Below are 24097 nucleotides of genomic sequence, written 5' to 3' on the forward strand. Positions count from 1 at the left end.
GGATAAGGAGTGAATAAGGCTATGCGGTTAAAAGGAAAGGTTGCGCTTATTACCGGGTCCGGCTCGGGAATCGGGAGAAGCTCGGCGCTCTTGTTCGCAAGAGAAGGAGCAAGCGTTATTGTGAACGACGTGTCGGAGGAGAAGGGTCAAGAAACGGTCGCGGCCATTCAGGAGGAAGGCGGGCAAGCGGCCTTCATCGGGGCGGACGTTACGGATCCGGTATCTGTGGATGCGATGGTAAAGCGCGCGATCGAGCGGTTCGGCGTCATCGACGTGCTGTTCAACAACGCGGGGATCAGCGGGGTCGGCGCGCTGCACGAGGTGGAGCCGGACGCGTGGGACCGGGTTATGAACGTCAATATCCGGGGCGTCTATTTGCCCAGCAAATATGTGCTTCCTCATATGATGGAGCGGAAATCCGGCACCATTATCAACATGTCGTCCTGCATCGCCGAAATCGGCCTTGCCCGAAGGGCGTCTTACGCGGCGACAAAGGGTGCGGTCTTGGCATTGACGAAGTCGATGCAGGTAGATTACGCTCCTTATAACATTCGCGTGAACGCGCTGCTGCCGGGCACGATTTTAACGCCGTTCGTCGAGAACTATCTCAGAACCTCGTATGACGATCCGGAGGCCGCCATTGAAGGGATCAAGAAGCGTCAGTTAAGCGGTGACCTCGGCCGCCCGGAGGATGTAGCCAAGGCTGCGCTGTTCCTCGCTTCCGACGAATCTTCCTTTATGATGGGCTCTCCGCTTTATATCGACGGCGGAGTTGTGTTCGGGAAGAACGCGTAATTTTTGATAGGAGGGTTAATCTGCCATGAAGCTTGTTACGCTGGAACAAGAGGGACAATACCGTTTAGGGGTCAAAACGGACCGCGGAATCGTCGATATCGCCTCCGCCCTGCAGGCTCATCCTGCAAACGGGGCGGTATACAGCGATGTCATGCAGGTGATTGAGGAAGGCGAGGCTGCGGTTGCGGCGTTGGAGTCGTATGTGTCGGCGCTGCCGCTGGAAGGCGGTCCTGCTTATTTGCTGGACGAGGAGCAAGTGCAGTGGGGACCGTGCGTAACCCGCCCGAATAAAATCATTTGCGTCGGCTTGAACTACCGAAAGCATGCGGAGGAGACGAACGCGCCGATCCCGCAGTATCCGATTTTGTTCAACAAATTCAACAATACGTTGACCGGCCATCGGAAGGACGTTGCCGTTCCGTCGGTGACGGAAAAGCTCGACTATGAAGCGGAGCTTGTCATCGTCATCGGCAAGAAGGCGAAGAACGTTTCGAAAGAGAGCGCGCTGGATTACGTATTCGGCTATTGCGCGGTGAACGATCTGTCCGCCAGAGATTTGCAGATGCGCACGAATCAGTGGCTGCTCGGCAAAACGTGCGACGATTTCAGCCCGCTCGGCCCTTACTTGGTGACGGCCGACGAGGTCGGAGACCCGAATAAGCTGTCGATTAAAGCAGTCGTGAACGGAGAGGTGCGGCAAAACTCCAACACCTCCGACATGATCTTCTACTGCGACGAAATCGTAAGCTATATTTCCCGGCACATGACGCTCGTTCCCGGAGACATTATTTTGACCGGAACGCCGGAGGGAGTCGTACTCGGATATCCGCCGGAGAAGCAGGTATACCTGAAGCCGGGCGACGAAGTGACGATCGAAATCGAGAAGCTGGGGTCGCTTACGAACCGTTTTGTAGCCGATCGAGATTAATGGAGGTGCGGCTGCATGCGAATCGATGCGCACCAGCATTATTGGAAGATAGGCCGCGGCGATTACGGGTGGCTGACGCCGTCGGCCGGCATTCTTCACAGGGATTACATGCCTGCCGATTTGGCGCCTGAGCTTAAGGCCAACGGTATTGAGAAAACCGTCGCGGTTCAGGCCGCGCCGACCGTTGCGGAGACGGAGTTTCTTCTGGAGCTGTGCGAACGGGAAAACAGCCTGGCCGGCGTGGTCGGCTGGCTCGACCTTGAGGGCGGCGGCTTCGAGGAGCAGCTGCTGCGGTTGAAGCGTAATCCGTATTTTCTGGGGATTCGGCCGATGCTGCAGGATCTTGAGGACGATGCTTATATTTTGCGTCCGAAGGTGCTCGAATCGCTTCGGCTGCTGGCGGAGCATCAGGTGCGGTTCGACGTGCTCGTCTTTCCGCGCCACCTGCCGCATATCGTTACGCTGCTGGAGCGGGTTCCGGGCTTGAAAGCCGTGGTGGACCATCTGGCAAAGCCGTCGATTGCCGAAGGCATTACGGAGCCGTGGGGTTCCTTGATGCGGGACATTGCGTCGTATCCGAACGTATATTGCAAGCTTTCCGGCATGGTGACGGAGGCTCTGCACCAGGCTTGGAAGCAAGAAGATTTCGTGCCGTATGTACACCATGTAATCGATGCATTCGGAACGTCGCGCGTTATGTTCGGCAGCGACTGGCCGGTGTGCCTGCTGTCGGCGTCGGATTACGGCGAGGTAGTCGCCGTGCTGGAGCGGGCGCTGCCGGACGGCATGTCGGAGCGGGAGAAGGAGCGTCTGTTCGGCCTGAACGCGGCGGAGTTTTACGGACTGGATCCGGCGACGGGCGTCCGGAACTGGTAACTCGGCCCCGTTTGTCGATCGCTGGTGTCGATATTTCCGAGGAAATGGATGTTTCCTCTCGTTTATTGTCGCAAAAGCAACTCGTACCGAACAAAACAAAGGGCTGCAGCCGGGGATCAACCTCGGAGCAGCCCTTTATGCATTGCGTTAGTGCACTCGTTGTACGCACTCGTTTACGCGCTGAATGACCTCGTCCTCGGTCATGCCTTGCGCGTTGATGACGGATGCCTGCGTCGCGCGGTCGGTCATGCCCATCATGTTTTTGTCCTCGCCGGAGATGACGCAGCAATCGCACGCCTCCAGGTTGCCGGACATGTCCATAACTTCGTAGCCGCTGTTGTGCAGCGCGTCTTTAATATTGCCCAAGCTGTTCTCTACGGCAACTTTTGCCATGTTCGTTCGTCACTCCCGTGAATAGGTAATGTTTGGTTCACGGGATATTGTGGCTTGAACGGCCTTGTCTTATGCATCGCGTTTGGGAGTGGCCGACGCATGGCCGTCCGCAGCCGCGCATAAGCGCCAGGCGTCGGCGGCATCGGCACCCGCATGCCGAAGCTTCTTCGAAGCGATTTCCGGGAGCCGTTCCGAGACGGCAATCTCCTGCGCTGTACGCACATATTGTTCCGCCATCCCGGCTGCGGTCAACCGTTTCGCGCGGCGACTTGCTTCGGTTGCTGCTGTCTGTACCGTTTCTGCGGAATCCTTTTGAAAGTCTAAGATGCATTGAATCATGGAATCCGTATCATACGGATCGAATTGATACCGGTACTGCTCCCCGACAATTTCTTTCATCCCCCCGCGGCTGCCGATGATCGGCGGAACGCCCGCACGCAGTGCTTCAAGGACAACATAACCGAACGGCTCCCAGCGCGAAGGCACGAGCAGCGCGTCGATGTCAGCAAAAAACGCGGCCTTCCCGGCCTCATCCAGACGATCGAGCCATCGAACCCGGCTGTCCAAACCGAACCGCCTCGCATCGAGCTCCGCTTCGATCCGATATGCCGCGTCCTCCGCGCCGCATGCAATCCACAGCTCGCCTTCGACGAATCGGAACGCGGCGAGCGCTTCGCGCAGCCCTTTGCGGTAATCGCAGCGGCCGAGAAACCCGAACCGAGTTCGATGTCCGGCGGGAGCGGCCTTCGGCTCTGCGAACGATCCGGCAATTCCGTTATAAATAACGCGCGCCTTCGGCTCCAAATCCGGATACAACAGCAGCAGCTTGCCGCGCTCCGCCTCGGACACGCAGACGATCCGGTCGGCCCGGTCGCACATCCGCTCGAAACGGCCTGCAACGGCATCATTGCCCCCATAAGGGTCAAGCAGGCTCCAAGGCTCGGTCGTCGGCACGGAGTGGACGGCGAAAATCATGCTTCGGCCGCGCAGCACGGAGTCATGGGTCAAGCAGCTCAAGCCATAATAATGAAATATTGCCGCATCGAAATCGAGCTTGTTGATGACGTCCATATCGTATAAGCCTATATGCTTGACCCTTTCCGCGGCGGCCCATGTTTCGGGATGCCCCGTCAGATGAATGAACTCCGTCTCCGGCCCGCTTGCACGGTAAAGCTCGTTGACGCATGTCCCGGCCCCGCCGGAGACATCCTCTCCGAATTCCGCCGAAAAATGTTTCACGTTGACCACAACTTTCCACGCTCCACGGTTTGCGCCCCTAGTAACATAGTGATATAATCCATAAATGGGAACAAATATTCTCTTATTGGCATGGTGATCCAATGAGCGGTTTTGCCGTTTTAGACAAAAAATTCGAACTGGTATCCGAGTACGCACCGCAAGGCGACCAGCCGCAGGCGATCGAGAAGCTTGTGGAAGGCGTCTTGAACGGGAAGAAGTATCAGACGCTGCTGGGAGCTACCGGCACAGGCAAGACGTTCACAATCGCCCAGACGATTGCGCGTCTGAACCGGCCGACGCTCGTCATTGCGCACAACAAGACGTTGGCGGCGCAGCTGTACAGCGAATTTAAGGAATTTTTCCCGAACAATGCGGTGGAATACTTTGTAAGCTACTACGACTATTATCAACCGGAAGCGTACGTTCCGGCAACCGACCTCTTTATAGAGAAGGACTCGAGCGTAAACGATGAGATCGATAAGCTGCGGCATTCCGCAACGAGCTCTTTGTTCGAACGCCGCGACGTCATTATCGTGGCGAGCGTCTCCTGCATCTACGGTCTCGGTTCTCCTACGGAGTACCGGGATCTTGTGCTGAGCTTGAGAGTCGGTACGGAGCATTCCCGCAACGAGATTTTGCATAAGCTTGTAGATATTCAATATCAGCGCAACGACTTTAATTTCGCCCGCGGTACGTTCCGCGTCCGCGGCGACGTGGTGGAGATTTTTCCGGCCTCCACGCAGGAGCGCGCGATTCGCATCGAGCTGTTCGGCGACGAAATCGAGCGCATTACAGAAATCGATGTGTTAACCGGCGAAATTATCGGAGAGCGAGAGCATGTCGCGATTTTCCCGGCGTCTCACTTCGTTACGCACGAAGAGACGATGAAACGGGCGCTTGAGAACATTGAGCGAGAGCTCGAAGAGCGTCTCGAGGAGCTGCGCGAGCGTGGAAAGCTGCTCGAAGCTCAGCGGTTAGAGCAGCGCACCCGTTACGACCTCGAGATGATGCGGGAGGTCGGCTTTTGCTCCGGCATCGAGAACTACTCCGGGCCGCTCACCTTCCGTCCAAGAGGCGCAACTCCTTATACGTTAATGGACTTTTTTCCGAAAGACATGCTGATCGTCGTGGACGAGTCGCACGTCACGCTGCCGCAGGTTCGCGCCATGTACAACGGGGACAGAGCCCGTAAAGAAATTCTCGTGGAGCACGGCTTCCGACTGCCGTCGGCGCTTGATAACCGTCCGCTGCGGTACGAGGAATTCGAAGAAAAGATCAACCAAATTATTTACGTCTCCGCCACGCCGGGTCCGATCGAGCAGGAGCAATGTCCGGAAATGATCGAGCAAATTATTCGCCCGACCGGCCTGGTCGATCCGATCATCGAAATCCGGAAGACGAAGGGCCAAATCGACGACCTGATCGGCGAAATCCGGGATCGCGTCGATAAAGACGAGCGCGTTCTCGTAACGACGCTTACGAAGAAGATGGCGGAGGACTTGACCGATTATATGAAGGAAGTCGGCATTAAAGTACGCTATCTTCACTCCGATATTAAGACGCTGGAACGGATTCAGATTTTACGTGAGCTCCGCCTCGGCGTATTCCATGTACTGGTCGGGATTAACCTGCTTCGGGAAGGCTTGGACTTGCCGGAGGTATCCCTGGTAGCTATTCTGGACGCAGATAAAGAAGGCTTCCTGCGTTCGGAGCGGTCGCTCATCCAGACGATCGGGCGTGCAGCCCGGAATGCGGATGGACGCGTGATCATGTATGCGGATAAAATAACGGATTCGATGGATAAGGCGATGAAGGAAACCGAACGCCGCCGGGCGATCCAGACCGCTTATAACGAACAGCACGGCATTACCCCGCAAACCGTTCGCAAGAAGGTGAGAGACGTCATCGAAGCGACGAAGGTGGCGGAGGAGAAGTCCGGCTATTTGGCGGAAGTAAAGGCGTCGAAGCTGTCGAAGAAGGACCGCGCAAACCTGATCGAGCGGTTGGAGCAGGAGATGAAACAGGCGGCGAAGGATTTGCAGTTCGAACGGGCCGCCGAGCTTCGCGACGCCATTATGGAATTGAAAGCGCAGGGCGCGTAAAAAAGGAAACGGGTTCGCCCGCTGCGGTTGGGATCCGAGATAGGAGGAAGGTTTCGTGGCACAAGATAACATAGTGATCAAAGGCGCCCGCGCACACAACTTGAAAAATATCGACGTAACGATTCCGCGCGACAAATTCGTCGTGCTGACCGGCTTAAGCGGCTCCGGCAAATCTTCGCTGGCCTTCGATACGATTTATGCGGAGGGACAGCGCAGATACGTCGAGTCGCTGTCGGCTTACGCGCGGCAGTTTCTCGGGCAGATGGACAAACCGGATGTGGACTCGATCGACGGTCTCTCCCCGGCCATCTCCATCGATCAGAAGACGACCAGCCGGAACCCGCGTTCCACCGTCGGCACGGTAACGGAAATCTACGATTACCTGAGGCTGCTGTATGCGCGAATCGGACGTCCGCATTGCCCCGTACACGGGACCGAAATCGCATCGCAGACGGTCGAGCAGATGGTCGACCGGATTATGGAGTATCCGGAGCGGACGAAGCTGCAAATTATGGCGCCGATCATCAGCGGGAAGAAGGGCGAGCACGCGAAAGTGTTCGAGGACATCCGCAAGCAGGGCTTTGTGCGCATTCGCGTCGACGGCGAGATGCGGGAAGTAACCGACGAGATCGTTCTGGAGAAAAATAAGAAGCATACGATTGAAGTCGTCGTCGACCGCATCGTGGTGAAGGACGATGTGCAGGCGCGGCTTGCCGATTCGTTGGAGACGGCGCTGAAGCTGTCGGACGGCAAAGTGCTTGTCGACGTGCTGGACACGAAGGAAGAGCTGCTGTTTTCCTCCAAGCTGGCGTGTCCGGAGTGCGGCTTCAGCATGGACGAGCTTTCGCCGCGGATGTTTTCGTTCAACAGCCCGTTCGGGGCGTGTCCCGAATGCGACGGGCTCGGCGCGAAGATGATCGTGGACCCGGACCTGCTGTGCCCGGACCAGTCGAGAGCGATAGCGGACGGAGCATTCGAAGCTTGGGCGGGCAGCACGTCGAACTATTACCCGCAATTTCTGATGGCCGTATGCGATCATTACAAAATACCGGCCGATATCCCGGTCGCCGAGCTCACGAAAGGCCAGATGAGCATTCTGCTGTACGGAACCGGCGGGGAGCGAGTGCGCTTCCGTTACGAGAACGAATTCGGCGTAACGCGAGATGCCGCGGTGCCGTTCGAAGGCATTATTCCGAACCTGGAGCGCAGATACCGCGAAACGGCTTCCGACGGCATTCGGGAATATATCGAGCAGTACATGAGCGCGAAGCCTTGCGGCAGCTGTAAGGGCCAAAGACTGAAGCCGGAAATTCTTGCAGTGACGGTCGGCGGGGAAAATATCGCGCACGTAACGGATTTGTCCATTAACGACGCGGTCAACTATTTCGAAGGCTTGAAGTTAAGCGAGAAGGAGCAGACGATCGCCAACTTGATTTTGAAGGAAATCGGTTCGCGTCTCGGCTTCTTAAAGAATGTCGGACTCGACTATTTGACGCTGAGCCGAGCAGCGGGCACATTGTCCGGCGGCGAGGCGCAGCGCATTCGGCTTGCGACGCAGATCGGCTCCTCGCTTATGGGCGTACTCTACATTTTGGACGAGCCGAGCATCGGTTTGCATCAGCGCGACAACGACAAGCTGATCCGGACGCTGGAGCATATGCGCAATCTCGGAAATACGCTGATCGTCGTCGAGCATGACGAAGATACGATGCTTGCGGCCGATTACATTATCGATATCGGGCCGGGCGCCGGCATCCACGGGGGCAATGTCGTGGCCTCAGGAACGCCGAAGGAAGTGATGGCGGACGATAACTCACTTACCGGCCAATATTTGAGCGGCAAGAAGTTCGTCCCTGTGCCTCTGAAGCGCCGTCAGCCGAACGGCAAATGGATCGAAGTGCGCGGGGCGCGGGAGAACAATCTCAAGAACGTTAACGTGAAATTCCCGCTTGGCGTATTTACGGCCGTTACCGGCGTGTCGGGAAGCGGCAAGAGTACGCTTGTCAACGAAATATTGTACAAGACGCTCGCCCGCGATTTGAATCGGGCCCGCACGCGTCCGGGCGCCTATAAGGAAATTAAGGGGCTTGAGCATATCGACAAGGTCATCGATATCGACCAATCCCCGATCGGGCGCTCGCCGCGCTCCAATCCGGCGACGTATACCGGCGTGTTCGACGATATCCGCGACGTATTCGCCGTAACGAACGAAGCGAAGATTCGCGGCTATAAGAAGGGCCGCTTCAGCTTCAACGTGAAGGGCGGACGCTGCGAAGCGTGCCGGGGCGACGGCATCATCAAGATCGAGATGCACTTCCTGCCGGACGTGTACGTGCCCTGCGAAGTGTGCAAGGGGCAGCGTTACAACCGTGAGACGCTGGAGATCAAGTGGAAGGGCAAATCGATCGCGGACATATTGGATATGACGATCGAGGACGCATGCGAGTTTTTCGCTAACGTGCCGAAAATTCACCGCAAGCTCCAGACGCTGCTTGACGTCGGCGTCGGCTACATGCGTCTCGGCCAGCCGGCTACGACGATGTCCGGCGGCGAAGCGCAGCGCATCAAGCTGGCGTCGGAGCTGTACCGCCGCAGCACGGGGCGCACGCTGTACATCCTCGACGAGCCGACGACGGGTCTGCACGTGCATGACATCGCCCGCCTGCTCGAGGTGCTGCATCGCCTGGTCGACTCCGGCGAAAGCGTGCTTGTGATCGAGCACAACCTCGACGTGATCAAGACGGCCGACTGGCTGATCGACCTCGGACCGGAGGGCGGCAGCGGCGGCGGCACGATTGTGGCGTCCGGGACGCCGGAGGAGCTGTGCAAGGTGAAGGAGTCTTATACGGGTAAGTATCTGAAGCCCGTCCTTGAGCGCGATTTGGCACGGACGAAGGAGCAGCTGAAGCAGGAGGAGCCGACAACCGAAGCGGCGGTATAAGGGACAACGGAAATATTGTAGAATCAGAAAGTCCTAGGGTTACTGCCTAGGGCTTTTTTGTATTATTGAGAAACAAACGCCGAATGGAATTGTCATCGACATTGACAAATTAGTCAGCTGCGGCTGACAAATTAGTCAATATAATTGACAAGCGGAGCGGGTTGTCAGCGATATTGACAAATTAGTCAGTGCTGGCTGCCAAAATAGTCATTATCGCTGACAAACGATATGCCGATCCGCTCGTCGGCTAACCGAAAGGTGCATCCGAGTGCGCGAAACGGGCTAAATTAAATGCGCAATAGAGCCGAACCCCTCCAAACTGAACTTACCGCTATGTAAGCTCACTTTTGTTATGGAGCACTCATGAATTAACCGGCTCTGCTCCTTTAAAAAATCAGGGTAAAACACGTTCAATTCCTCCTCGGGGATGACATTGACCAAAAAATCGGTGATCAATCCGCCGTGGGTGACAATGACAACGCATTCGCCACGATGCCCCTCCGCCAGCTCTTTCAAACACGCAGTCAGCCGTTCCCCGGCTCCTCTTGCGGAATCGCCGACCGGCGGGATATAGTCGCGGTCTCGCGTACAGCGGTCCCACATTTCGACAAATTCCTCAAACGCTTGCCCCGGCAAGTCCCCCCAGTTGGCGCGCTCCCGCAGCCGAACATCCTCAACAAAAGCACTGTTGGCCTCCTTTGCGATGATCGCGGCCGTTTCCTTCGCTCGTTTCAACGGACTGCTGACGACGGCTGCGATCGGCATACCGCGGAAATACCGCGCCGTTGCCTGAGCCTGCAATAGGCCGTCCGACGATATAGAGACATCGCCCGTTCCCTTTTCCTTCTTGCCATGTCTCACAAGATAGAAAGTAGCGCTCATACCAAACCTCAACTCCTCACGCTGCCTTATTCGACGAAACGAAACGGCATGCCTGCCCGGCATGCCGTTAACGGATGGAACGAACCTTTTTACCCCTTAATGCCCGTCATCGCGATGCCCTCAATGACATACCGCTGCGTGAACAAATACGCAATCAACGCGGGGACGAGCGCGATCGTCGAACCGGCCATCATGAGCGTCCAGTCCGTAATATAGAGCCCCTTAAACATATTGAGCATGAGCGGGACGGTGTACAAATTCGGCGTGCTTAAGAATATGACCGGGTGGAAGAAGTTGTTCCACATATACAGAAACGTAAAGATACCGAGCGCGGACAAGGACGGCTTCACGAGCGGCAGCATAATCCGGAAGTAGATGGTCGGCAGGCTGGCGCCGTCCACGATGGCCGCCTCGTCGAGATCTTTCGGGATCGTCAGGAAAAATTGCCGCAGCAGAAACACCCCGAAGGCACTGAACAGCGCAGGAGGGACGATGATCGACAGGTGCGTATCCAGCCAGCCGATTTCCTTCATGATCAAGTACAGCGGAATAATCGTGACTTGCTCCGGCACCATCATCATCGCCACGAACAAAATAAACAGCACGTTTCGGAATGGGAAATTGATTTTGGCGAACGAAAACGCCGCCAGCGAACAGGTAAACAGCTGCAGTAAAACAACAAGCAATGAAATATATATGCTGTTGAAGTACGCTCGGCCGAAAGGGAGCGCCTGCAACGATCTTTCGAAGTTGCTCCAGACGAACGGGTCCGGAATCCATTTGGGCGGAATGAGGAAAATTTGCGAGATGTCCTTTAACGAGCTGGATGCCATCCAAAACAACGGAAGCACCATAAGACACGCCCCGGCAATCAGAACAATATGCAAAATCAGCTCGCCTACCGAGAATCGAAACCGGACAGGCGACTTCATCCTCCGAGGGGAAACAGGCAATGCCGCGTGATCAGCCTTCATAATGAACCCACCGCCTCGAAATTCTCATTTGGATTAAGGTCAACACCAGAATGATCAAAAACATCAGCACGGCCGCAGCGGAGCTTCTGCCGAACGCAAAGTCCTGAAAGGCGTAGTCATACAGATGGAACACAAGCACGCGGCTTGCGTTGCCCGGCCCGCCGCCGGTCATGACGAGAATTTGGTCGAACACCTTGAAGGAATTAATGATGGCGATCACCGTAATGAAAAAGGTGGTCGGCGACAGCAGCGGAAGCGTAATGCTCCAAAACTGCTGAAACCGGCTTGCCCCGTCGATTTCGGCCGCTTCGTAGTACGACCTCGAAATACCTTGCAGACCTGCCAGAAAAATGACCATATTGAACCCGATACCGAGCCATACGCTCAAGATGGCGACGGAAGGAATGACGTAATTCGGATCCGTCAGCCAACGGGGGCCTTGGATGCCGAAAAACATTTTCAAGTACGTGTTGACGATGCCGAAGTCCGGGTTCAGCAGCCACATAAACACGATCGCAACGGCAACGGTTCCCGTGACGGTCGGCATGAAATAAACGATTCGGTAAAACGTTTTGCCGGCGATATGATTCAGCGCGATGGCGACGAGCAGACCGATAACGATGCTGCTCGGAACGGAAAGGACGCTGTACCATAGCGTGTTTTTCAAGGCGACGTGTAAATCCGTATCTCCGAACATGTACGTAAAGTTATCGAAACCGATAAAGCGCTTGGCCCCGAATCCGTCCCATTTCATCGTGCTCAGCACGAATACGGAGATTAAGGGGAGGAGCGAGAAGCAAAGCATTCCGATCAGTTGGGGAAGGATGAAAATATATCCCCACAGCGTATCCGAATGGCGTTTTTTCATCAGCTTTTCTCCTTCCGTCGGAAAGTGGCGTAAGCCAAAGGAAGGCGTGCCGACAGCGCAGCCTTCCTTCGGTTCACCCTAAGCCGGTTTGGTCGGCATAATTGTTACTTGCCTGACTTGAACTCTTCGATTTTTTTCGCAGCCGCGTCCGCGACGTTCTTCAAGCCGGCGTCGAAGCCGACATCGGTCAGCCACAGCTCCTCGAGCTTCGTCTGAATTTCGCTGGCAAGTCCCGGAACGGCCGCCTCTTCGAGCCAGAGCGCATATCCGATTTCGCGGGCGTCAAGGAAATATTGCGCATGCTCCGGATCGTTGCCCTCGAGAACGAGATTGTCGGCGCCCAGTACGGACGGAACGGCGTTGCCGCCGCCTTGGAGGCGGAACGTCTGGCCTTCCTTGTTAACGAACTCGGACATGAACACCCAAGCCGCGTCTTTGTTTTTCACGTTCTTGTTCATCACGAGATATGCGGTCGGAATGCCGGCCGGCTCGATTTTGTTGCCGGTATTGGTCGGGTACGGCACAACGTCGTATTCGAGCGCATCGTTCTTGCTGAATACCGGGAGCATCCAACGTCCGGCGCCGAGGAAACCGAGCTGGTTGGACATGAACATCGCGTCGCCGCCTTGGCCCTTCGGAAGGGAGCCGGAGAACGTGAAGTTGCCCGCTTTAATATTGTCGTAAATAAACTTCATTGCTTCTTTGCCCTTGGCATCTTCATGAAGAATGAATTTTCCGTTAGCGTCGTAGACTTTGCCGCCGTTGCTCGTTACCCAGCTGTAGTACGGCGACCACCAGGAATCAACAACGAGTCCGTACTTGCCGGCTGCTTTGATTTTTTCCGTCATCGCTTGGAACGTCTGCCAATTCCATTGTCCTTTTTCGTACAAATCGGTCGGAAGATCGTTAATGCCGGAATCCTTCAGCACCTTCTTATTGAACCAAAGCAGCATCGGGTTGCAGTCGACCGTCAGTCCCCAGATGTCGTTGCCTTGCTTCGCCGCCCCGTACAAACCTTCGACGAGGTCGTTCGGGCCGAGGGCGCTGCCCGGCGCTTCCATGTACGAGTTGAGCTGCACAACGGAGCCGTTGGCAACAAGCTGCGAGATCAAGCCGTCGCCGGAGTAAAACACGTCAGGCGCCGTATTGCCGCTAAGCTGCGTTAAAATTTTTTGATCGTAACCGTCGTTAGGAATGGGAATCAATTCGGCTTGAATGTCAGGATGTCGTTTGTTGAAATCCTCCGTGAACTCTTGGAAGCGTCCCAGCTCGCCCGGATTGCCCCAGGTCGACCATGTAATCTTTACTTTCTCGCCTCCGGATTTGCCGGAGCCGGAGCCTCCGCCCCCGCCTCCGCCCGAGCATGCTTGCAGCAGTAACGCGGAACCGAGCAGCAGGACAGTCAAAAGCTTCATCTTCTTCATGCCATATCCCCCTAGATTGAGATAATAACACTTACTGTTCTTCATTCTAGCAAGCGCTTTCATCGACTGTCATGAGGAGAAGTTTCAAAAAAGGTGTCTTTTTTTCCGAATCATATTGAAAAGCGATGAAAGCTGCCCGCACATGCGCGAACTTCTCTTATTTGCCTTGACATTCCTTCGGCGACATTCCGAAAACCTTTCGGAACTGCTTGCTGAAATGCTTCACATCGTTGAAGCCGCATCGTTCCGCGACCTCGTAAATTTTATAATTTCCCTCCTGAAGAAGCTGCTTTGCGGCATGGAGCCGGGTACTCGTAAGGAAGTCGATAAAGGTCATGCCGGTGTGCTTTTTGAACTGCTCGCTGAAATAGTTCCGGCTCATGGAAATATGGGCGGCTGCGTCGGATAATCCGATATCCTCATGGTACCGGCTTTTGATATAATCGACAGCCTTCTGAATCCATTTGCCGTGGAAGCCTTTGTTCTCATTATTCGCCGGGCATACCCGGTCGAACAGGATGAAGAGGTGTGCTTTCAGCGCACGGATGTGGGAGCAGCGATCGATTTCGGCGAGCTGCTCGGCCCAATCGGCCTTATGGGCGGGCGCCGTCGACAAGAGCACATGAACGATTTCTTTCGCTTGGTCGGCGACTTCAGCTCTCGTGCTTGCGGCATCCCAGGAGGCGGCGATTTTGATCAGCAGCTCGTAGCCTTTCTCGGTGAAGCCTTCCGTCAACGCATGCTTAAGCGCAATTTTGCATTCTTGAAATTTGGCGGAATCCATCATTTCTTTGCCGCTGCGGACATGCTGAGAGACGGTGTAAACGCAGCCGCTTCCGTCAAAAAATATACGCTGCAGAGAGGAAAGCGCCTCTTGATAAGCCTTTGTAAGCTCGGAGTCGTTATGGTATACGGCGGAAATCCCGACGGTGCAGGCGAGACCGGCTTGCTGCCATTGCCCGTGAAGCTCGGTAACCTGCTCCGGAGCGCAGCGATCTTTTTCTACGGGGCACCAGAGCACGATTTGCTTATTTCCGTATCGGACCGCGTATCCGTTCGGAAGAAGGCGGTAGAACAGCTCCGTTAAACGGTCGTAACGGTCGGCGGACGGAGCCTCCGGCGAGCAAACGGCCACGGCGTAACGTACCGGTCCGCGCCCTGCGGCAGGCGGCCGCCACTCCTCGAAGCCTTCCAAAGCCGCCAGCAGCGAGCGTTCTCCGTGCGATCGTTTCTCTTGAATGAGCTGGGCTTGGACCCGGCTCAGCGAGCGATGAAGATCGTTCGGCTCCAAGCGGGCTTTCAGCAAATAATCGGAGGCGCCCAGCCTCATACCTTCGCGGGCGAATTCAAATTCGTTATGACAGCTGAGCAGGACGATCTTAACATTCGGGTACTGCTCGCGAACCGCCTTCGACAGCTCCAGGCCGTCCATGACCGGCATCGAAATGTCCGTGATGACGATGTCGACGGGGTGCTCCTTGAGCGTGTGCAAGGCGCGTTTGCCGTTCGAGGCTTCGCCCACCACCTTGAAGCCGTTGGCGCTCCAATCATACAGGGTTCGAAGGCCGGCTCTGGCAAGCGGTTCGTCATCTACGATCAGGACGTTATACGACATGAGGTTCCCCCTCCTTCGGCAAATTGGCGGCCAGCCGCAGCGTAACGGTCGTCCCTTCGCCGTAACGGCTGGCAACGGTCAGTCCGTATGATGCTCCGTAGAACAGCTGAAGCGTCTGGTGAACGTGGAACAGGCCGATTTTGGTCATGCCGCGGGGCTGGGACCGACTTTGCTCGATCAGCCTCGCCGCCCGCTCCTCTTCTATGCCTATGCCGTCATCCGCGATTTGTATATGGATGTCTCCGCCGTCCTTGCGGGCGGTAACGGTAATGCTCCCGGCGCCGTCTTTGGGGGCGATGCCGTGAAATATCGCGTTCTCGACAATCGGCTGAAGCAGCATGCGCGGAATGACGACGGCGCGCAGCTCCTCCGGACAGTCGATCGCCAGAGAGAGCGGCCGGTCCAAATACCGGTAGCGCTGAATGACCATGTAGTTTTCCAGCAGGTCGAATTCTTCGCCTAGCGATACGAAGGTGCCGCCCCGTTCGATGCTGGCTTCAAGAAGCGGGATCAAATTCGTGATGGAGCGGTTCACGTCGTCGTGGCGCCGGAAGCGGGCAAGATGCCGGATCGTGTTCAGCGTATTGTAGAGGAAGTGGGGATTGATTTGATACCGAAGCGCCCGAATTTCCGCCTTCTTTTTTTCCGCTTCCTCGGTTTCCTTCTGGATGATCAGCAGCCGAATCTGCTCGATCATCCGGTCGAAGCTGCGCCCGAGCTGCCCGATTTCGTTGGAGCCGGGGAACCGGCTTCGCACCGTCAAATCTCCCGAGGCGCCGCGCCGCATCAGCCGGTTCAGATGGACGAGCGGGCGGGCGATTTTCGTGGTGACGACACCGCCGATTACGAGCGCGTAAAGAGCCGAGCACGCCATAATAACCGCCGTAAGACGGCCGATCTGCTTGGTGTCCTTATGCAGCTCTTCTATGGGGACAAGACCCATGACGTACCACTCGTTCATGAGCCGCTTCGGGATGATGAGCAGCTCGTGGCCGTTATAGTGCCGGATATACTGGTTGGCGGTCAAATCGAATGGCGACGGACTGCCGTAAAGCGTTTTGTCGGGGTGATAAATGTAGTTGTTGCTTTGATCGACGACGAAGGTGTAGCCGGTGTCCCCGAAAGTAACGTTCTGCAGCTCTTGGGTCAGATGCGTGCCCCGCACCTCGATAAACAAGACGCCGAGCAGCTCGCCGTTGTCCCTGTTTTTCACCGCGCGGCCCAGCCCGAATACCGGAATGCCGATATCGGCCTGTTTCAGAAAGGACTTGGAGGTGAGGCCGAACCAGACCGGCTTGCCGTCGGCTTTAATAATCCGGTGAAACCATTCCTCGTCCCAATGTCCGGTCATATTGGCCGTCGAGCTGAAAATATTGTTTTGCCGGTTAATGTCGAAGATGTAAATGTCCATGATTTCCGACGAGTTGTTCAGAATCGAATATAATTGTTGGCTGGCTTCTTTGTTTAAGGTGAAATACTCGAACGGGGTCATTTCCTTGCTGTCGGCTTCTAAAGCATCCATAATTTTCGGATTGCCGAGAATGAACATCGAATTGTCTTCCAGCTTTTTTAGAATAAGGTTCACTTTGTCGCTGACTTGGGTTACCGTAACGGTTGCGACCTTGCCCACCTGGTCTTCGATAATGGCTGCCGAATGCCGGTAGCTGAAGTATCCGCCGACGGCGACGGGAATGATCATGCCGATAAAGAACAGAAAAAACAACTGGCCGGTAATCGAATGGAAAAATGAGCGCCACTTACGGATCATGCCCTAAACAGCCCCCTATCACCATCGTATTTATTTTGAAAGCGATTACAAATAATTATGGGCAATATTCCGTTATTTGACAATGGGGATTTTGGAGGTGGTTTTTAGGAAGTAGTATAGGGCTTCATTTCCGGCTTCGGGTGCGAGGCAAATATTTCGGTTAGGCGGGGGAAGTGCGGGGAATCGTGACAAATTCGTTACAGGTATTGCCGGGCGCTTGCAATCGGAAGTTGTGACATATATCATTATGTTGATAAAATAGGGGAAAAATAGACACCGGTTGCAGAATTTGAAGGAGGGTCCACGATGCTGTTAGCAACAGCGGAAGCGGCGAAAGCAAGTAACTTCCAAGGTTTCGATATTTTCATGATTCTGTTCACGATCGTTATTATTTTTGCGCTGGTTCGCGCAATCAGCCACAAAAATAAATTCGCGGTCGCTTTCAGCGCTGTCGCGCTTGCAGTGTTCCTGTTCGCCGATGCGGTTATGGTATTGGGCTGGATGGGCGTAGAGTTTTAAATTTCACGTTGAATCGGACTATGAAGGGCGGCGCTTGCCGTCCTTTTTTCGTTGTGGGCAAGGTGTGGGTCGGGTCGGCCGAGATAGTGAGGTGAAACTTCGCTATGTTGCCCGGTTGAGCGGCTTTTGGCGGGAATGCGGCGGTATAAGGAGGTCGGACTTCACTATTTGCTCGAAATGAGTTGGAACGATCGAAATAGTGAGGTGACACTTCGTTATTTTGCCCCGGTGAGCGGCTTTTGGCGGGAATGCGGTGGAATAAGGAGTTCCGACTTCACTATTTGCTCAAAATGAGGCGGAACGGCCGGAATAGTGAGGTGACACTTCGCTATCCATTTTAGCGTAAGCTCAAAATCTGATCCTAAAAAGTCGAATTAGCTCACTTTTTGAATGTAAAATCCACCATGGGCTGAAAGTAATACCGTTTAAGATCACTTTCTGAGCTTATTTCTCCGCAGCGACGGAATATGGCCCCTCACACGGCCCAATAGGTTCAATTTTTGAGTCTAAGTGCACCGATAGGTTCAATTTTTGCATTTAAGGGCAAGCGCCCTCAAGCGCGCAAAAACGAAAGCCCCCGAAGAAGGCCGCAAATTCCGGCCTCATTCGAGGGCTGCTTTCATACGAAGCTAACGGGCCTACACCCACCACATCTCGCCGAGCGGTTCGTTAATCAGCACTTGCTGCAGGTTCGCAACGGCTTTCGAGAAGCCTTCGTCAACCGACATCAAGCCGTCCTCGTGCTCGATCGATACGACGTAGTCGTAACCGACAAGACGGAGTGCGGAAATAATGTCCGCCCATTCCTTCAAGCCGTGGCCGAAGCCGACGGAGCGGAACTGCCATGCGCGGTCGAGCATGTTCGTGTACGACTGCATGTCGGTCACGCCGTGCATGTTGACGTTCGATTGCTCCATGGACGTATCCTTCGCATGGAAATGGTGAATCGCGTTCTCGCGGCCCAAGATGCGGATCGCTTGTACCGGATCGATGCCTTGCCACCACAAGTGGCTCGGATCGAGGTTCGCGCCGATCACTTCGCCGACCGCATTGCGCAGACGAAGCAGCGTTCCCGGCGTATGCACGGAGAAGCCGCCGTGCAGCTCAAGACCGATCTTGACGTTGCGGTCTTCTGCGAATTTGCCCGTTTCCTTCCAATAAGGAATCACTTTGTTTTCCCATTGCCACGCCAGCACCTCTTGGAAGTCGTTCGGCCAAGGCGCAACCGGCCAGTTCGGATATTTCGCGTCCTCGTGGTCGCCCGGCAAGCCGGAGAACGTGTTGACGACGGGCACTTCAAGGCGCTGCGCAAGCTCGATCGTCTTGATGATGTCGTCGTGGAATTGATTTGCCACAGCCTTCTGAGGATGCAGCGGATTTCCATGTACGCTGAGTGCACTGATGATTAAGCCGCGCGATTCCACGGCCTGTTTGAACGCTTTCAATTTGCCCGCGTCGGCGAGCAACTCGTCCGGCTTGCAATGCGCATCGCCGGGATATCCGCCCGTTCCGATTTCAACCGCGCCAAGACCTTTGGCTTTAATGTAGTCAAGCGCTTCCTCGAACGGCTTCTGGGCGAAAAGTACAGCGAATACTCCTAACTTCATATGTACCGCACCTCCGAAAAAATAATTTGAGACGCCAAGCAGATTATATCACAAGTCGGTTCCAAAAGGGACTGGGCAAAGCGTTACCAAACAACATATGGAAGCGCGCGGCCGGGCCCAAGTCATTGTGCTCCAATCCCGGCATTGTTATTATTACATCAGAAACATGCTCGCTCGAAAAGAGCGGAAAGACGAGGGTACGCCATTCATGAACACTCGATTGACAAGAGATGATATAGAGCTGCTGGCGCCCGCCGGCCATTGGGACGCCATGAGGGCGGCCGTGGCCAACGGCGCGAACGCGGTATTTTTCGGCGTGGAGAAATTCAACGCCCGGGCACGCGCGAACAATTTTCATACGGACGAGCTGGCGGACATTATGTCTTTCCTGCATTCCTATGGAGTAAAGGGCTTCCTTACCTTTAACATCCTCGTGTTCGAGGACGAGCTGGAAGACGCGAAGCAGCTGATCGAAGCGTGCATCGACGCCGGCGTGGACGCCGTCATCGTGCAGGATCTCGGACTTGTGAAGCTGATCCGCCAAATATCGCCGGATTTCCCGATCCACGGCTCGACGCAGATGACGATCACTTCGCCCGAAGCCGTCGAATTTACGAAGCCGTTCGGCTTGGAGCGGGTCGTGCTCGGCCGGGAGAACAACCTGAAGCAGATCAAGACGATCGGCGAGCAAGCCCGCCTTCCGATGGAGGTGTTCGTGCACGGGGCGCTTTGCGTTTCGTATTCCGGCCAATGCCTCACCTCCGAAATGTGGGGAGGCCGCTCGGCGAACCGCGGCGAATGCGCGCAGGCATGCCGGCTGCCTTACGATATGATGGTTGACGGCGTTCACCGCCCGATGGGGGACATCACCTATTTGTTGTCGCCGAAAGACCTCGCGGCCGTGGAGCTCGTTCCCGAGCTGATCGAAGCCGGCGTTACGTCCTTCAAGATCGAAGGACGCTTGAAGAGCCCCGAGTACGTGGCCAACGTCGTCAGCAAATACCGCAAGGCGATCGACAACTATTTCGAGGGGAAAGACGTCAAGCCGTCGAAGCGGGACATACAGGAGCTCGAGCAGAGCTTCTCGCGCGGCTTCACGTACGGCTTCCTTCGCGGCACGAACAATAAACAGCTCGTGGACGGAACGTTCCCGAAGAAGCGCGGCGTGTACCTCGGCAGAGTGAAGGAAATTACGAAGGACGCCGTCATTTGCGAGCTGGAGGCCCCGCTGAAGCGGGGCGACGGTATCGTATTTGACGCTGGCGACCCGACGAAGGACGAGGAAGGCGGCCGTGTCTACGACCTCAGGCAGCGCGGCGCCAAAGTCGAGGGCGAAGTGCCCGGCGGCATGGCCGAAATCGTCATGGGCCGCAATGACGTCAACCTCAAGCGCGTGCACGTCGGCGACCGCATCTGGCGGACGAGCGACCCGGCGCTGGATAAGCGGCTTCGCGCGACGTTCGAGACGGATAAGCCGTACCGGACGTTCCCGGTCGCAATAGCCGTATACGGCGAAGCAGGCCAGCCGCTCGTGTCGATGTGGACGGACGAGTCCACCGGCTTTACTGTAACGGTGCAATCGCAGCTGCCGCTTGCAACTGCGGAGAAGCGGCCGATCGACGAGAAGCTGCTGCAAGACCAGTTCGGACGCTTAGGCGGCACGCTGTTCGAGCTGGCGCAGCTCACCGTCGAGCTGTCCGGGGCCGTCATCGTTCCGATGAGCGAGCTGAACCGGATGCGCCGCGAGGCGGTGCAGCTGCTGGAAGCGGAGCGCCGCAGACCGCCGCAATATATTAAGCGCAGCGTCGCCGTAAACGACGATGCTCAGAAGCCCGCACCCCGTCCGCAACAACCGCGTTTAACGGCGTTGTGCCGCAGCCTGGAGCAGGTCGAGGCGGTCGCAACGCGAACGGACGTCGACTTTATTTACGCGGACTTCGAGTTTATAAAGCAGTTTCCGGCTGCGGTGGAGGCGGTGCATGCCGCAGGCAAACGCATTGCCCTGGCGACGCCGCGAATTCATATGCCGGGCGAAACCGGCTACTTTAACAACATCCTCAGGCTGAAGCCCGACGCGGTTTTGGTGCGGAATACGGGGGCCGTGTATTGGCTCGCGAAACATTTCGCCCAAAATCCGAATGCCGACCGCCCGGAGCTGATCGGCGACTTCTCGTTAAATATTGCGAATCACAAGACGGCCGACCTGTTCTTGGAAGCCGGCCTTAACCGGGTAACTCCGTCGTACGACCTCAACATTCAGCAAATGATCGATTTGCTGGAGCGGTCGGATACGGCGAATTTGGAGATCGTCATTCACCAGCATCTGCCGATGTTCCATACGGAGCATTGCGTGTACTGCACGTTCCTCAGCGAGGGCACCGATTATACGAACTGCGGCCGCCCCTGCGAGCAGCAGCGCGTCAGCCTGCGCGACCGGATCGGCATGTCGCACCCGGTCCGCGTCGACGAAGGGTGCCGCAATACGGTGTATAACGCGATCGAGCAGTCGGGTGCCGAGTATCTGCAAAACTTCCTCGATCTCGGCGTGTCGTCGTATCGTGTGGAGTTTCTGGAGGAAACGGCCGATAAAGCGGTGGAGGTCATCAATCTGTATTCCAAGGCGCTGCGCGGCGAAGTAAGCGGAACGAGCGTCTGGCGGTCGCTGAAGGCGACGAACCAGCTGGGTGTGACCCGCGGACAATTAGTTAAATAACAACGAACCAAGAGAAGCTGTGCATCCGGCAAAACGTCGGGTGTGCGGCTTTTTTGCTTTTTTCCATGAAATGCATATTTTTTTCCAAATTGTGCATCATACCAAAGATGATAATGAGAAAAAGGAGTCCGTAGCCATGAACCGGAATGCAATGACCGCAAGAGAGCTTGCCAATATTGCCGACCACGTGGACAATGAAGCGCTTCTTGCGCAATTGTGCGTGCAGGCGGCGGAGGAATGCGCGAATCCGCAGCTTCGGGGCTTTTTTGCTCATCAGGCGGAGCTGCACCGCAACAACTTGAAGGATTTGAACGACTTGCTGCAAAAGTACGCCGGCCACAGCCGGTAACAGGTTTGAAACGGAGGCGTGAACATACATGATCCATACGATTCAGAATGAGAAAGCCGCGGCGATCCGGGCGAGGGCGCTCCCCGACCGGATGGAGGCGCACCATGTGCTGAGCGCGCTCAAGAGAGCGGTGCTTGATTGCACGACTGCGGCGCTTGAGGCAAGCGGGTCGGAGCTTCGCCGCATGTTCGAGCGTCTGGCGGGCGAAGCGATGCGCAGCTACGAGCAGCTGTTTGAAATTATGCGTCAGAACCGCTTATACCCCGACGCTCCGGCCGCTTCGGTTCAAGACGTGCAGGCGGTGCAGGAAAGATGCATGGACGCCGTCAACAGCACCGGGCAGCAGCCGGTCGATACGGGGGCCGGCCGCGCGCAGGCGCCGATTCGAACGAATCCGTGGCAGCCTTCATACTATTCGTTCATGCAGCAGCCGCAGCCGATTCAGCAGCCGGGTGCAGCCCCGCTGCCCTACGGCTTCAGCCGCACGCCGGCGCCGTTCGGAGGCGGGAACGGCACTGTATTTTCTTCAGCGCCGCCGGTGGCGCCTCCGAGAATGCCGGAGTTCGCCCAGCCGCACGCGTTCCCGTTCGGAGGCATGCCGCAGGCGCATTATACGCAGTACCAGTCGCCGTTTGCCGCTGCAGGAGCGGCGCCGCAGCACAATTCCTATGCGGGAGCGCATAATGCAGTGCGGACTCACGCGGAACCGCAAGTGCCGTTCGGCGGCGCTGCCGGCGGAACATCTCCTTACTTAGGGGGAACGGCGGCTGCCGAGGCTCCTTTGTTCGAGGAGAAGCAGGCGGATGCGATTCCCGCCGCGGAAGCGAAGACGGCTGCGGACGATGCGAAGGAAGCGCCGGCGGCTTCCGCCGTAAAGCGAACTCGGCGGGCTAAGACGGCTTCCGAGCCGCCGGCTGCCAAAGAGGAGCAGGAAACGGCGCAGCTGTAGCGGGTATAGTTACCATTTTAATAAGGAGAAAACGAAAGTGGACGAGCGCGAACGGAAAGAGCGGCGGAAAGAGCAGCCGGAGAAGCGGGTGGATGATCGGCAAGCGAAGGGCGATAGACAAGATCAGCTGGAGCAAATGATTGAAAAGACGCTGACCGTCGGCGAAATGGAGAGCGTCGACCCGGAGGAGGGGGCGAAGGCGCTGCTGGGCACGCGGTATGAAATTCCGGTGAAAGCGGAGTTCGAGCCGATCGCGGAGGAAACGAAAATTATCCGAAGCATGGCGAAAGAGCCGGACGACCGTTACGACAAATGGGCGGAACGCGGAAATAATACCAAATAGAGGCTTTAATTACAGTTTGGTTTGACACTGTTTGCTCCCCTCGTTTAGACTGAAAGAAGAACAAATGTTTTCGTTTAACGATCGGAATTCGGGGGCTTTATGGTTGATCAAGTGATTGCAGATTGGAAGCATATTTTTAAGCTGGATCCCGACAAGCCGATCGGCGACGAAGCGCTGGAGGCCATATGCCTGTCCGGTACGGACGCGGTCATTGTCGGCGGCTCGAGCGGCGTAACGTTCGACAACACGGTCGATCTCCTCGCCCGCATCCGGCGTTATGAAGTGCCGTGCGTCCTGGAGGCAACGTCGCTCGAGGCTGCGGTTCCGGGATTCGACTATTATTTTGTCCCGATCGTCTTAAATTCGGATGATGCCGATTACATTATCGGCCACCATCGGAACGCGCTGAAGCGGTACGGGAGCGTCATTCCGTGGGACGGGCTGCTGGCGGAAGGGTATGTGATTTTGAACCCCGACTGCACGGCGGCTCGACTCTCTTCGGCATGCGCTCCGCTCGATGCGAAGGACGTTCTGGCATACGCGCGGTTTGCCGACCGGCTGCTTCGGCTGCCGATCGTCTATTTGGAATATTCCGGCGTATTCGGAGACATGAAGCTAGTAAGCGATACAAGGAAGCTGCTGACAGAGGCGAAGCTGTTTTACGGCGGCGGAATCGACGGCTACGAGAAGGCGCTTGCGGCCGCAGCTGCGGCGGATACGATCGTCGTCGGCAATATTATTTACGAATCGCTTGACCGCGCGCTGGAGACGGTGCGGGCGGTTAAGCGATAGCCATCATTCCATATCATCTT

General features: G+C 56.1%; 20 protein-coding genes. 11 read left to right on the top strand and 9 right to left on the bottom strand.

The features are described 5' to 3' along the window. The first annotated feature begins 21 nt into the window (after positions 1 to 21). The 3 genes from PT964_RS06675 to PT964_RS06685 are packed head-to-tail and all read left to right on the top strand — an operon-like array spanning position 22 to position 2599. Complete coding sequence (locus PT964_RS06675) at positions 22 to 795, top strand: SDR family NAD(P)-dependent oxidoreductase (protein WP_274362555.1); 774 nt, start codon at positions 22 to 24, stop codon at positions 793 to 795. Between the two features lie 25 nt (positions 796 to 820). After that, positions 821 to 1723 (top strand): fumarylacetoacetate hydrolase family protein, encoded by a 903-nt coding sequence (locus tag PT964_RS06680; protein WP_274362556.1) that lies wholly within the window; start codon positions 821 to 823, stop codon positions 1721 to 1723. Positions 1724 to 1738: 15 nt separating this feature from the next. Continuing rightward, positions 1739 to 2599 carry an amidohydrolase family protein gene (locus tag PT964_RS06685; RefSeq protein WP_274362557.1) on the top strand — a complete coding sequence of 287 codons (861 nt, stop codon included), beginning with the start codon at positions 1739 to 1741 and terminating at the stop codon, positions 2597 to 2599. 147 nt (positions 2600 to 2746) lie between these two features. On the opposite strand, the gene PT964_RS06690 is transcribed toward PT964_RS06685, so the two are convergent. Both PT964_RS06690 and PT964_RS06695 read right to left on the bottom strand, forming a co-directional pair. After that, positions 2747 to 2992, bottom strand: coding sequence for a YkuS family protein (locus PT964_RS06690; protein WP_274362558.1), 246 nt, complete (start codon positions 2990 to 2992; stop codon positions 2747 to 2749). Positions 2993 to 3061: 69 nt separating this feature from the next. Next, positions 3062 to 4240, bottom strand: a complete 1179-nt coding sequence (locus tag PT964_RS06695) for a glycosyltransferase family 4 protein (RefSeq protein WP_274362559.1) — start codon at positions 4238 to 4240, stop codon at positions 3062 to 3064. A gap of 92 nt (positions 4241 to 4332) precedes the next feature. Between PT964_RS06695 and uvrB the strand changes: the two genes are divergently transcribed. Further along, positions 4333 to 6333, top strand: a complete 2001-nt coding sequence (uvrB, locus tag PT964_RS06700; RefSeq protein WP_274362560.1) for an excinuclease ABC subunit UvrB — start codon at positions 4333 to 4335, stop codon at positions 6331 to 6333. Positions 6334 to 6388: 55 nt separating this feature from the next. After that, positions 6389 to 9274 (top strand): excinuclease ABC subunit UvrA, encoded by a 2886-nt coding sequence (gene uvrA / locus PT964_RS06705; protein ID WP_274362561.1) that lies wholly within the window; start codon positions 6389 to 6391, stop codon positions 9272 to 9274. Positions 9275 to 9556: 282 nt separating this feature from the next. On the opposite strand, the gene PT964_RS06710 is transcribed toward uvrA, so the two are convergent. The 6 genes from PT964_RS06710 to PT964_RS06735 form a co-directional block, all read right to left on the bottom strand. Next, positions 9557 to 10156, bottom strand: a complete 600-nt coding sequence (locus PT964_RS06710; RefSeq protein WP_274362562.1) for a histidine phosphatase family protein — start codon at positions 10154 to 10156, stop codon at positions 9557 to 9559. An 89-nt stretch (positions 10157 to 10245) separates the two neighbouring features. Next, the gene (locus tag PT964_RS06715; RefSeq protein ID WP_274362592.1) at positions 10246 to 11088 is read right to left on the bottom strand and encodes a carbohydrate ABC transporter permease; all 843 of its coding nucleotides are present in this window, start codon (positions 11086 to 11088) and stop codon (positions 10246 to 10248) included. A 31-nt stretch (positions 11089 to 11119) separates the two neighbouring features. Next, complete coding sequence (locus PT964_RS06720) at positions 11120 to 11998, bottom strand: carbohydrate ABC transporter permease (protein ID WP_274362563.1); 879 nt, start codon at positions 11996 to 11998, stop codon at positions 11120 to 11122. Between the two features lie 104 nt (positions 11999 to 12102). Continuing rightward, entirely contained in the window at positions 12103 to 13422 is a 1320-nt protein-coding gene (locus tag PT964_RS06725) for an ABC transporter substrate-binding protein (RefSeq protein ID WP_274362564.1), read from the bottom strand. Positions 13423 to 13579: 157 nt separating this feature from the next. Continuing rightward, positions 13580 to 15037 (bottom strand): response regulator, encoded by a 1458-nt coding sequence (locus tag PT964_RS06730; RefSeq protein WP_274362565.1) that lies wholly within the window; start codon positions 15035 to 15037, stop codon positions 13580 to 13582. Further along, positions 15027 to 16805 (bottom strand): cache domain-containing sensor histidine kinase, encoded by a 1779-nt coding sequence (locus tag PT964_RS06735; protein ID WP_274362566.1) that lies wholly within the window; start codon positions 16803 to 16805, stop codon positions 15027 to 15029. Before PT964_RS06735 ends, PT964_RS06730 begins: the two co-directional genes overlap by 11 nt. 306 nt (positions 16806 to 17111) lie before the next feature. Between PT964_RS06735 and PT964_RS06740 the strand changes: the two genes are divergently transcribed. Continuing rightward, the gene (locus PT964_RS06740; RefSeq protein ID WP_274362567.1) at positions 17112 to 17324 is read left to right on the top strand and encodes a hypothetical protein; all 213 of its coding nucleotides are present in this window, start codon (positions 17112 to 17114) and stop codon (positions 17322 to 17324) included. A gap of 638 nt (positions 17325 to 17962) precedes the next feature. Here PT964_RS06740 and PT964_RS06745 read toward each other — a convergent pair. Then, the gene (locus PT964_RS06745) at positions 17963 to 18931 is read right to left on the bottom strand and encodes a sugar phosphate isomerase/epimerase family protein (protein ID WP_274362568.1); all 969 of its coding nucleotides are present in this window, start codon (positions 18929 to 18931) and stop codon (positions 17963 to 17965) included. A 208-nt stretch (positions 18932 to 19139) separates the two neighbouring features. Between PT964_RS06745 and PT964_RS06750 the strand changes: the two genes are divergently transcribed. The 5 genes from PT964_RS06750 to pcrB all read left to right on the top strand — a co-directional run bounded on the left by PT964_RS06750 (position 19140) and on the right by pcrB (position 24077). Further along, a complete protein-coding gene (locus PT964_RS06750) occupies positions 19140 to 21644 on the top strand; it encodes a U32 family peptidase (RefSeq protein ID WP_274362569.1) in 2505 nt (834 codons plus the stop codon). Between the two features lie 136 nt (positions 21645 to 21780). Next, complete coding sequence (locus PT964_RS06755) at positions 21781 to 21993, top strand: ferritin family protein (RefSeq protein WP_274362570.1); 213 nt, start codon at positions 21781 to 21783, stop codon at positions 21991 to 21993. A gap of 28 nt (positions 21994 to 22021) precedes the next feature. Further along, positions 22022 to 22942, top strand: a complete 921-nt coding sequence (locus PT964_RS06760; protein WP_274362571.1) for a spore coat protein — start codon at positions 22022 to 22024, stop codon at positions 22940 to 22942. Between the two features lie 37 nt (positions 22943 to 22979). Then, a complete protein-coding gene (locus tag PT964_RS06765) occupies positions 22980 to 23285 on the top strand; it encodes a hypothetical protein (protein ID WP_274362572.1) in 306 nt (101 codons plus the stop codon). Between the two features lie 99 nt (positions 23286 to 23384). After that, positions 23385 to 24077, top strand: coding sequence for a heptaprenylglyceryl phosphate synthase (gene pcrB, locus PT964_RS06770; protein ID WP_274362573.1), 693 nt, complete (start codon positions 23385 to 23387; stop codon positions 24075 to 24077). The last annotated feature ends 20 nt before the right edge of the window (positions 24078 to 24097 follow it).

It is taken from the genome of Paenibacillus thermotolerans, assembly GCF_028745515.1.
In the GTDB taxonomy this organism is placed as follows: domain Bacteria; phylum Bacillota; class Bacilli; order Paenibacillales; family YIM-B00363; genus Paenibacillus_AE; species Paenibacillus_AE thermotolerans.

Coding starts and splice junctions, on each gene's coding strand:
- PT964_RS06680 (WP_274362556.1), top strand. CDS start 821: ATGAAGCTTGTTACGCTGGAACAAGAGGGACAATACCGTTTAGGGGTC.
- PT964_RS06725 (WP_274362564.1), bottom strand. CDS start 13,422: ATGAAGAAGATGAAGCTTTTGACTGTCCTGCTGCTCGGTTCCGCGTTA.
- PT964_RS06750 (WP_274362569.1), top strand. CDS start 19,140: ATGAACACTCGATTGACAAGAGATGATATAGAGCTGCTGGCGCCCGCC.
- uvrB (WP_274362560.1), top strand. CDS start 4,333: ATGAGCGGTTTTGCCGTTTTAGACAAAAAATTCGAACTGGTATCCGAG.
- PT964_RS06730 (WP_274362565.1), bottom strand. CDS start 15,037: ATGTCGTATAACGTCCTGATCGTAGATGACGAACCGCTTGCCAGAGCC.
- pcrB (WP_274362573.1), top strand. CDS start 23,385: ATGGTTGATCAAGTGATTGCAGATTGGAAGCATATTTTTAAGCTGGAT.
- PT964_RS06745 (WP_274362568.1), bottom strand. CDS start 18,931: ATGAAGTTAGGAGTATTCGCTGTACTTTTCGCCCAGAAGCCGTTCGAG.
- PT964_RS06690 (WP_274362558.1), bottom strand. CDS start 2,992: ATGGCAAAAGTTGCCGTAGAGAACAGCTTGGGCAATATTAAAGACGCG.
- PT964_RS06720 (WP_274362563.1), bottom strand. CDS start 11,998: ATGAAAAAACGCCATTCGGATACGCTGTGGGGATATATTTTCATCCTT.
- PT964_RS06740 (WP_274362567.1), top strand. CDS start 17,112: ATGCTGTTAGCAACAGCGGAAGCGGCGAAAGCAAGTAACTTCCAAGGT.
- PT964_RS06760 (WP_274362571.1), top strand. CDS start 22,022: ATGATCCATACGATTCAGAATGAGAAAGCCGCGGCGATCCGGGCGAGG.
- PT964_RS06710 (WP_274362562.1), bottom strand. CDS start 10,156: ATGAGCGCTACTTTCTATCTTGTGAGACATGGCAAGAAGGAAAAGGGA.
- PT964_RS06735 (WP_274362566.1), bottom strand. CDS start 16,805: ATGATCCGTAAGTGGCGCTCATTTTTCCATTCGATTACCGGCCAGTTG.
- PT964_RS06685 (WP_274362557.1), top strand. CDS start 1,739: ATGCGAATCGATGCGCACCAGCATTATTGGAAGATAGGCCGCGGCGAT.
- PT964_RS06715 (WP_274362592.1), bottom strand. CDS start 11,088: ATGAAGTCGCCTGTCCGGTTTCGATTCTCGGTAGGCGAGCTGATTTTG.
- PT964_RS06675 (WP_274362555.1), top strand. CDS start 22: ATGCGGTTAAAAGGAAAGGTTGCGCTTATTACCGGGTCCGGCTCGGGA.
- PT964_RS06755 (WP_274362570.1), top strand. CDS start 21,781: ATGAACCGGAATGCAATGACCGCAAGAGAGCTTGCCAATATTGCCGAC.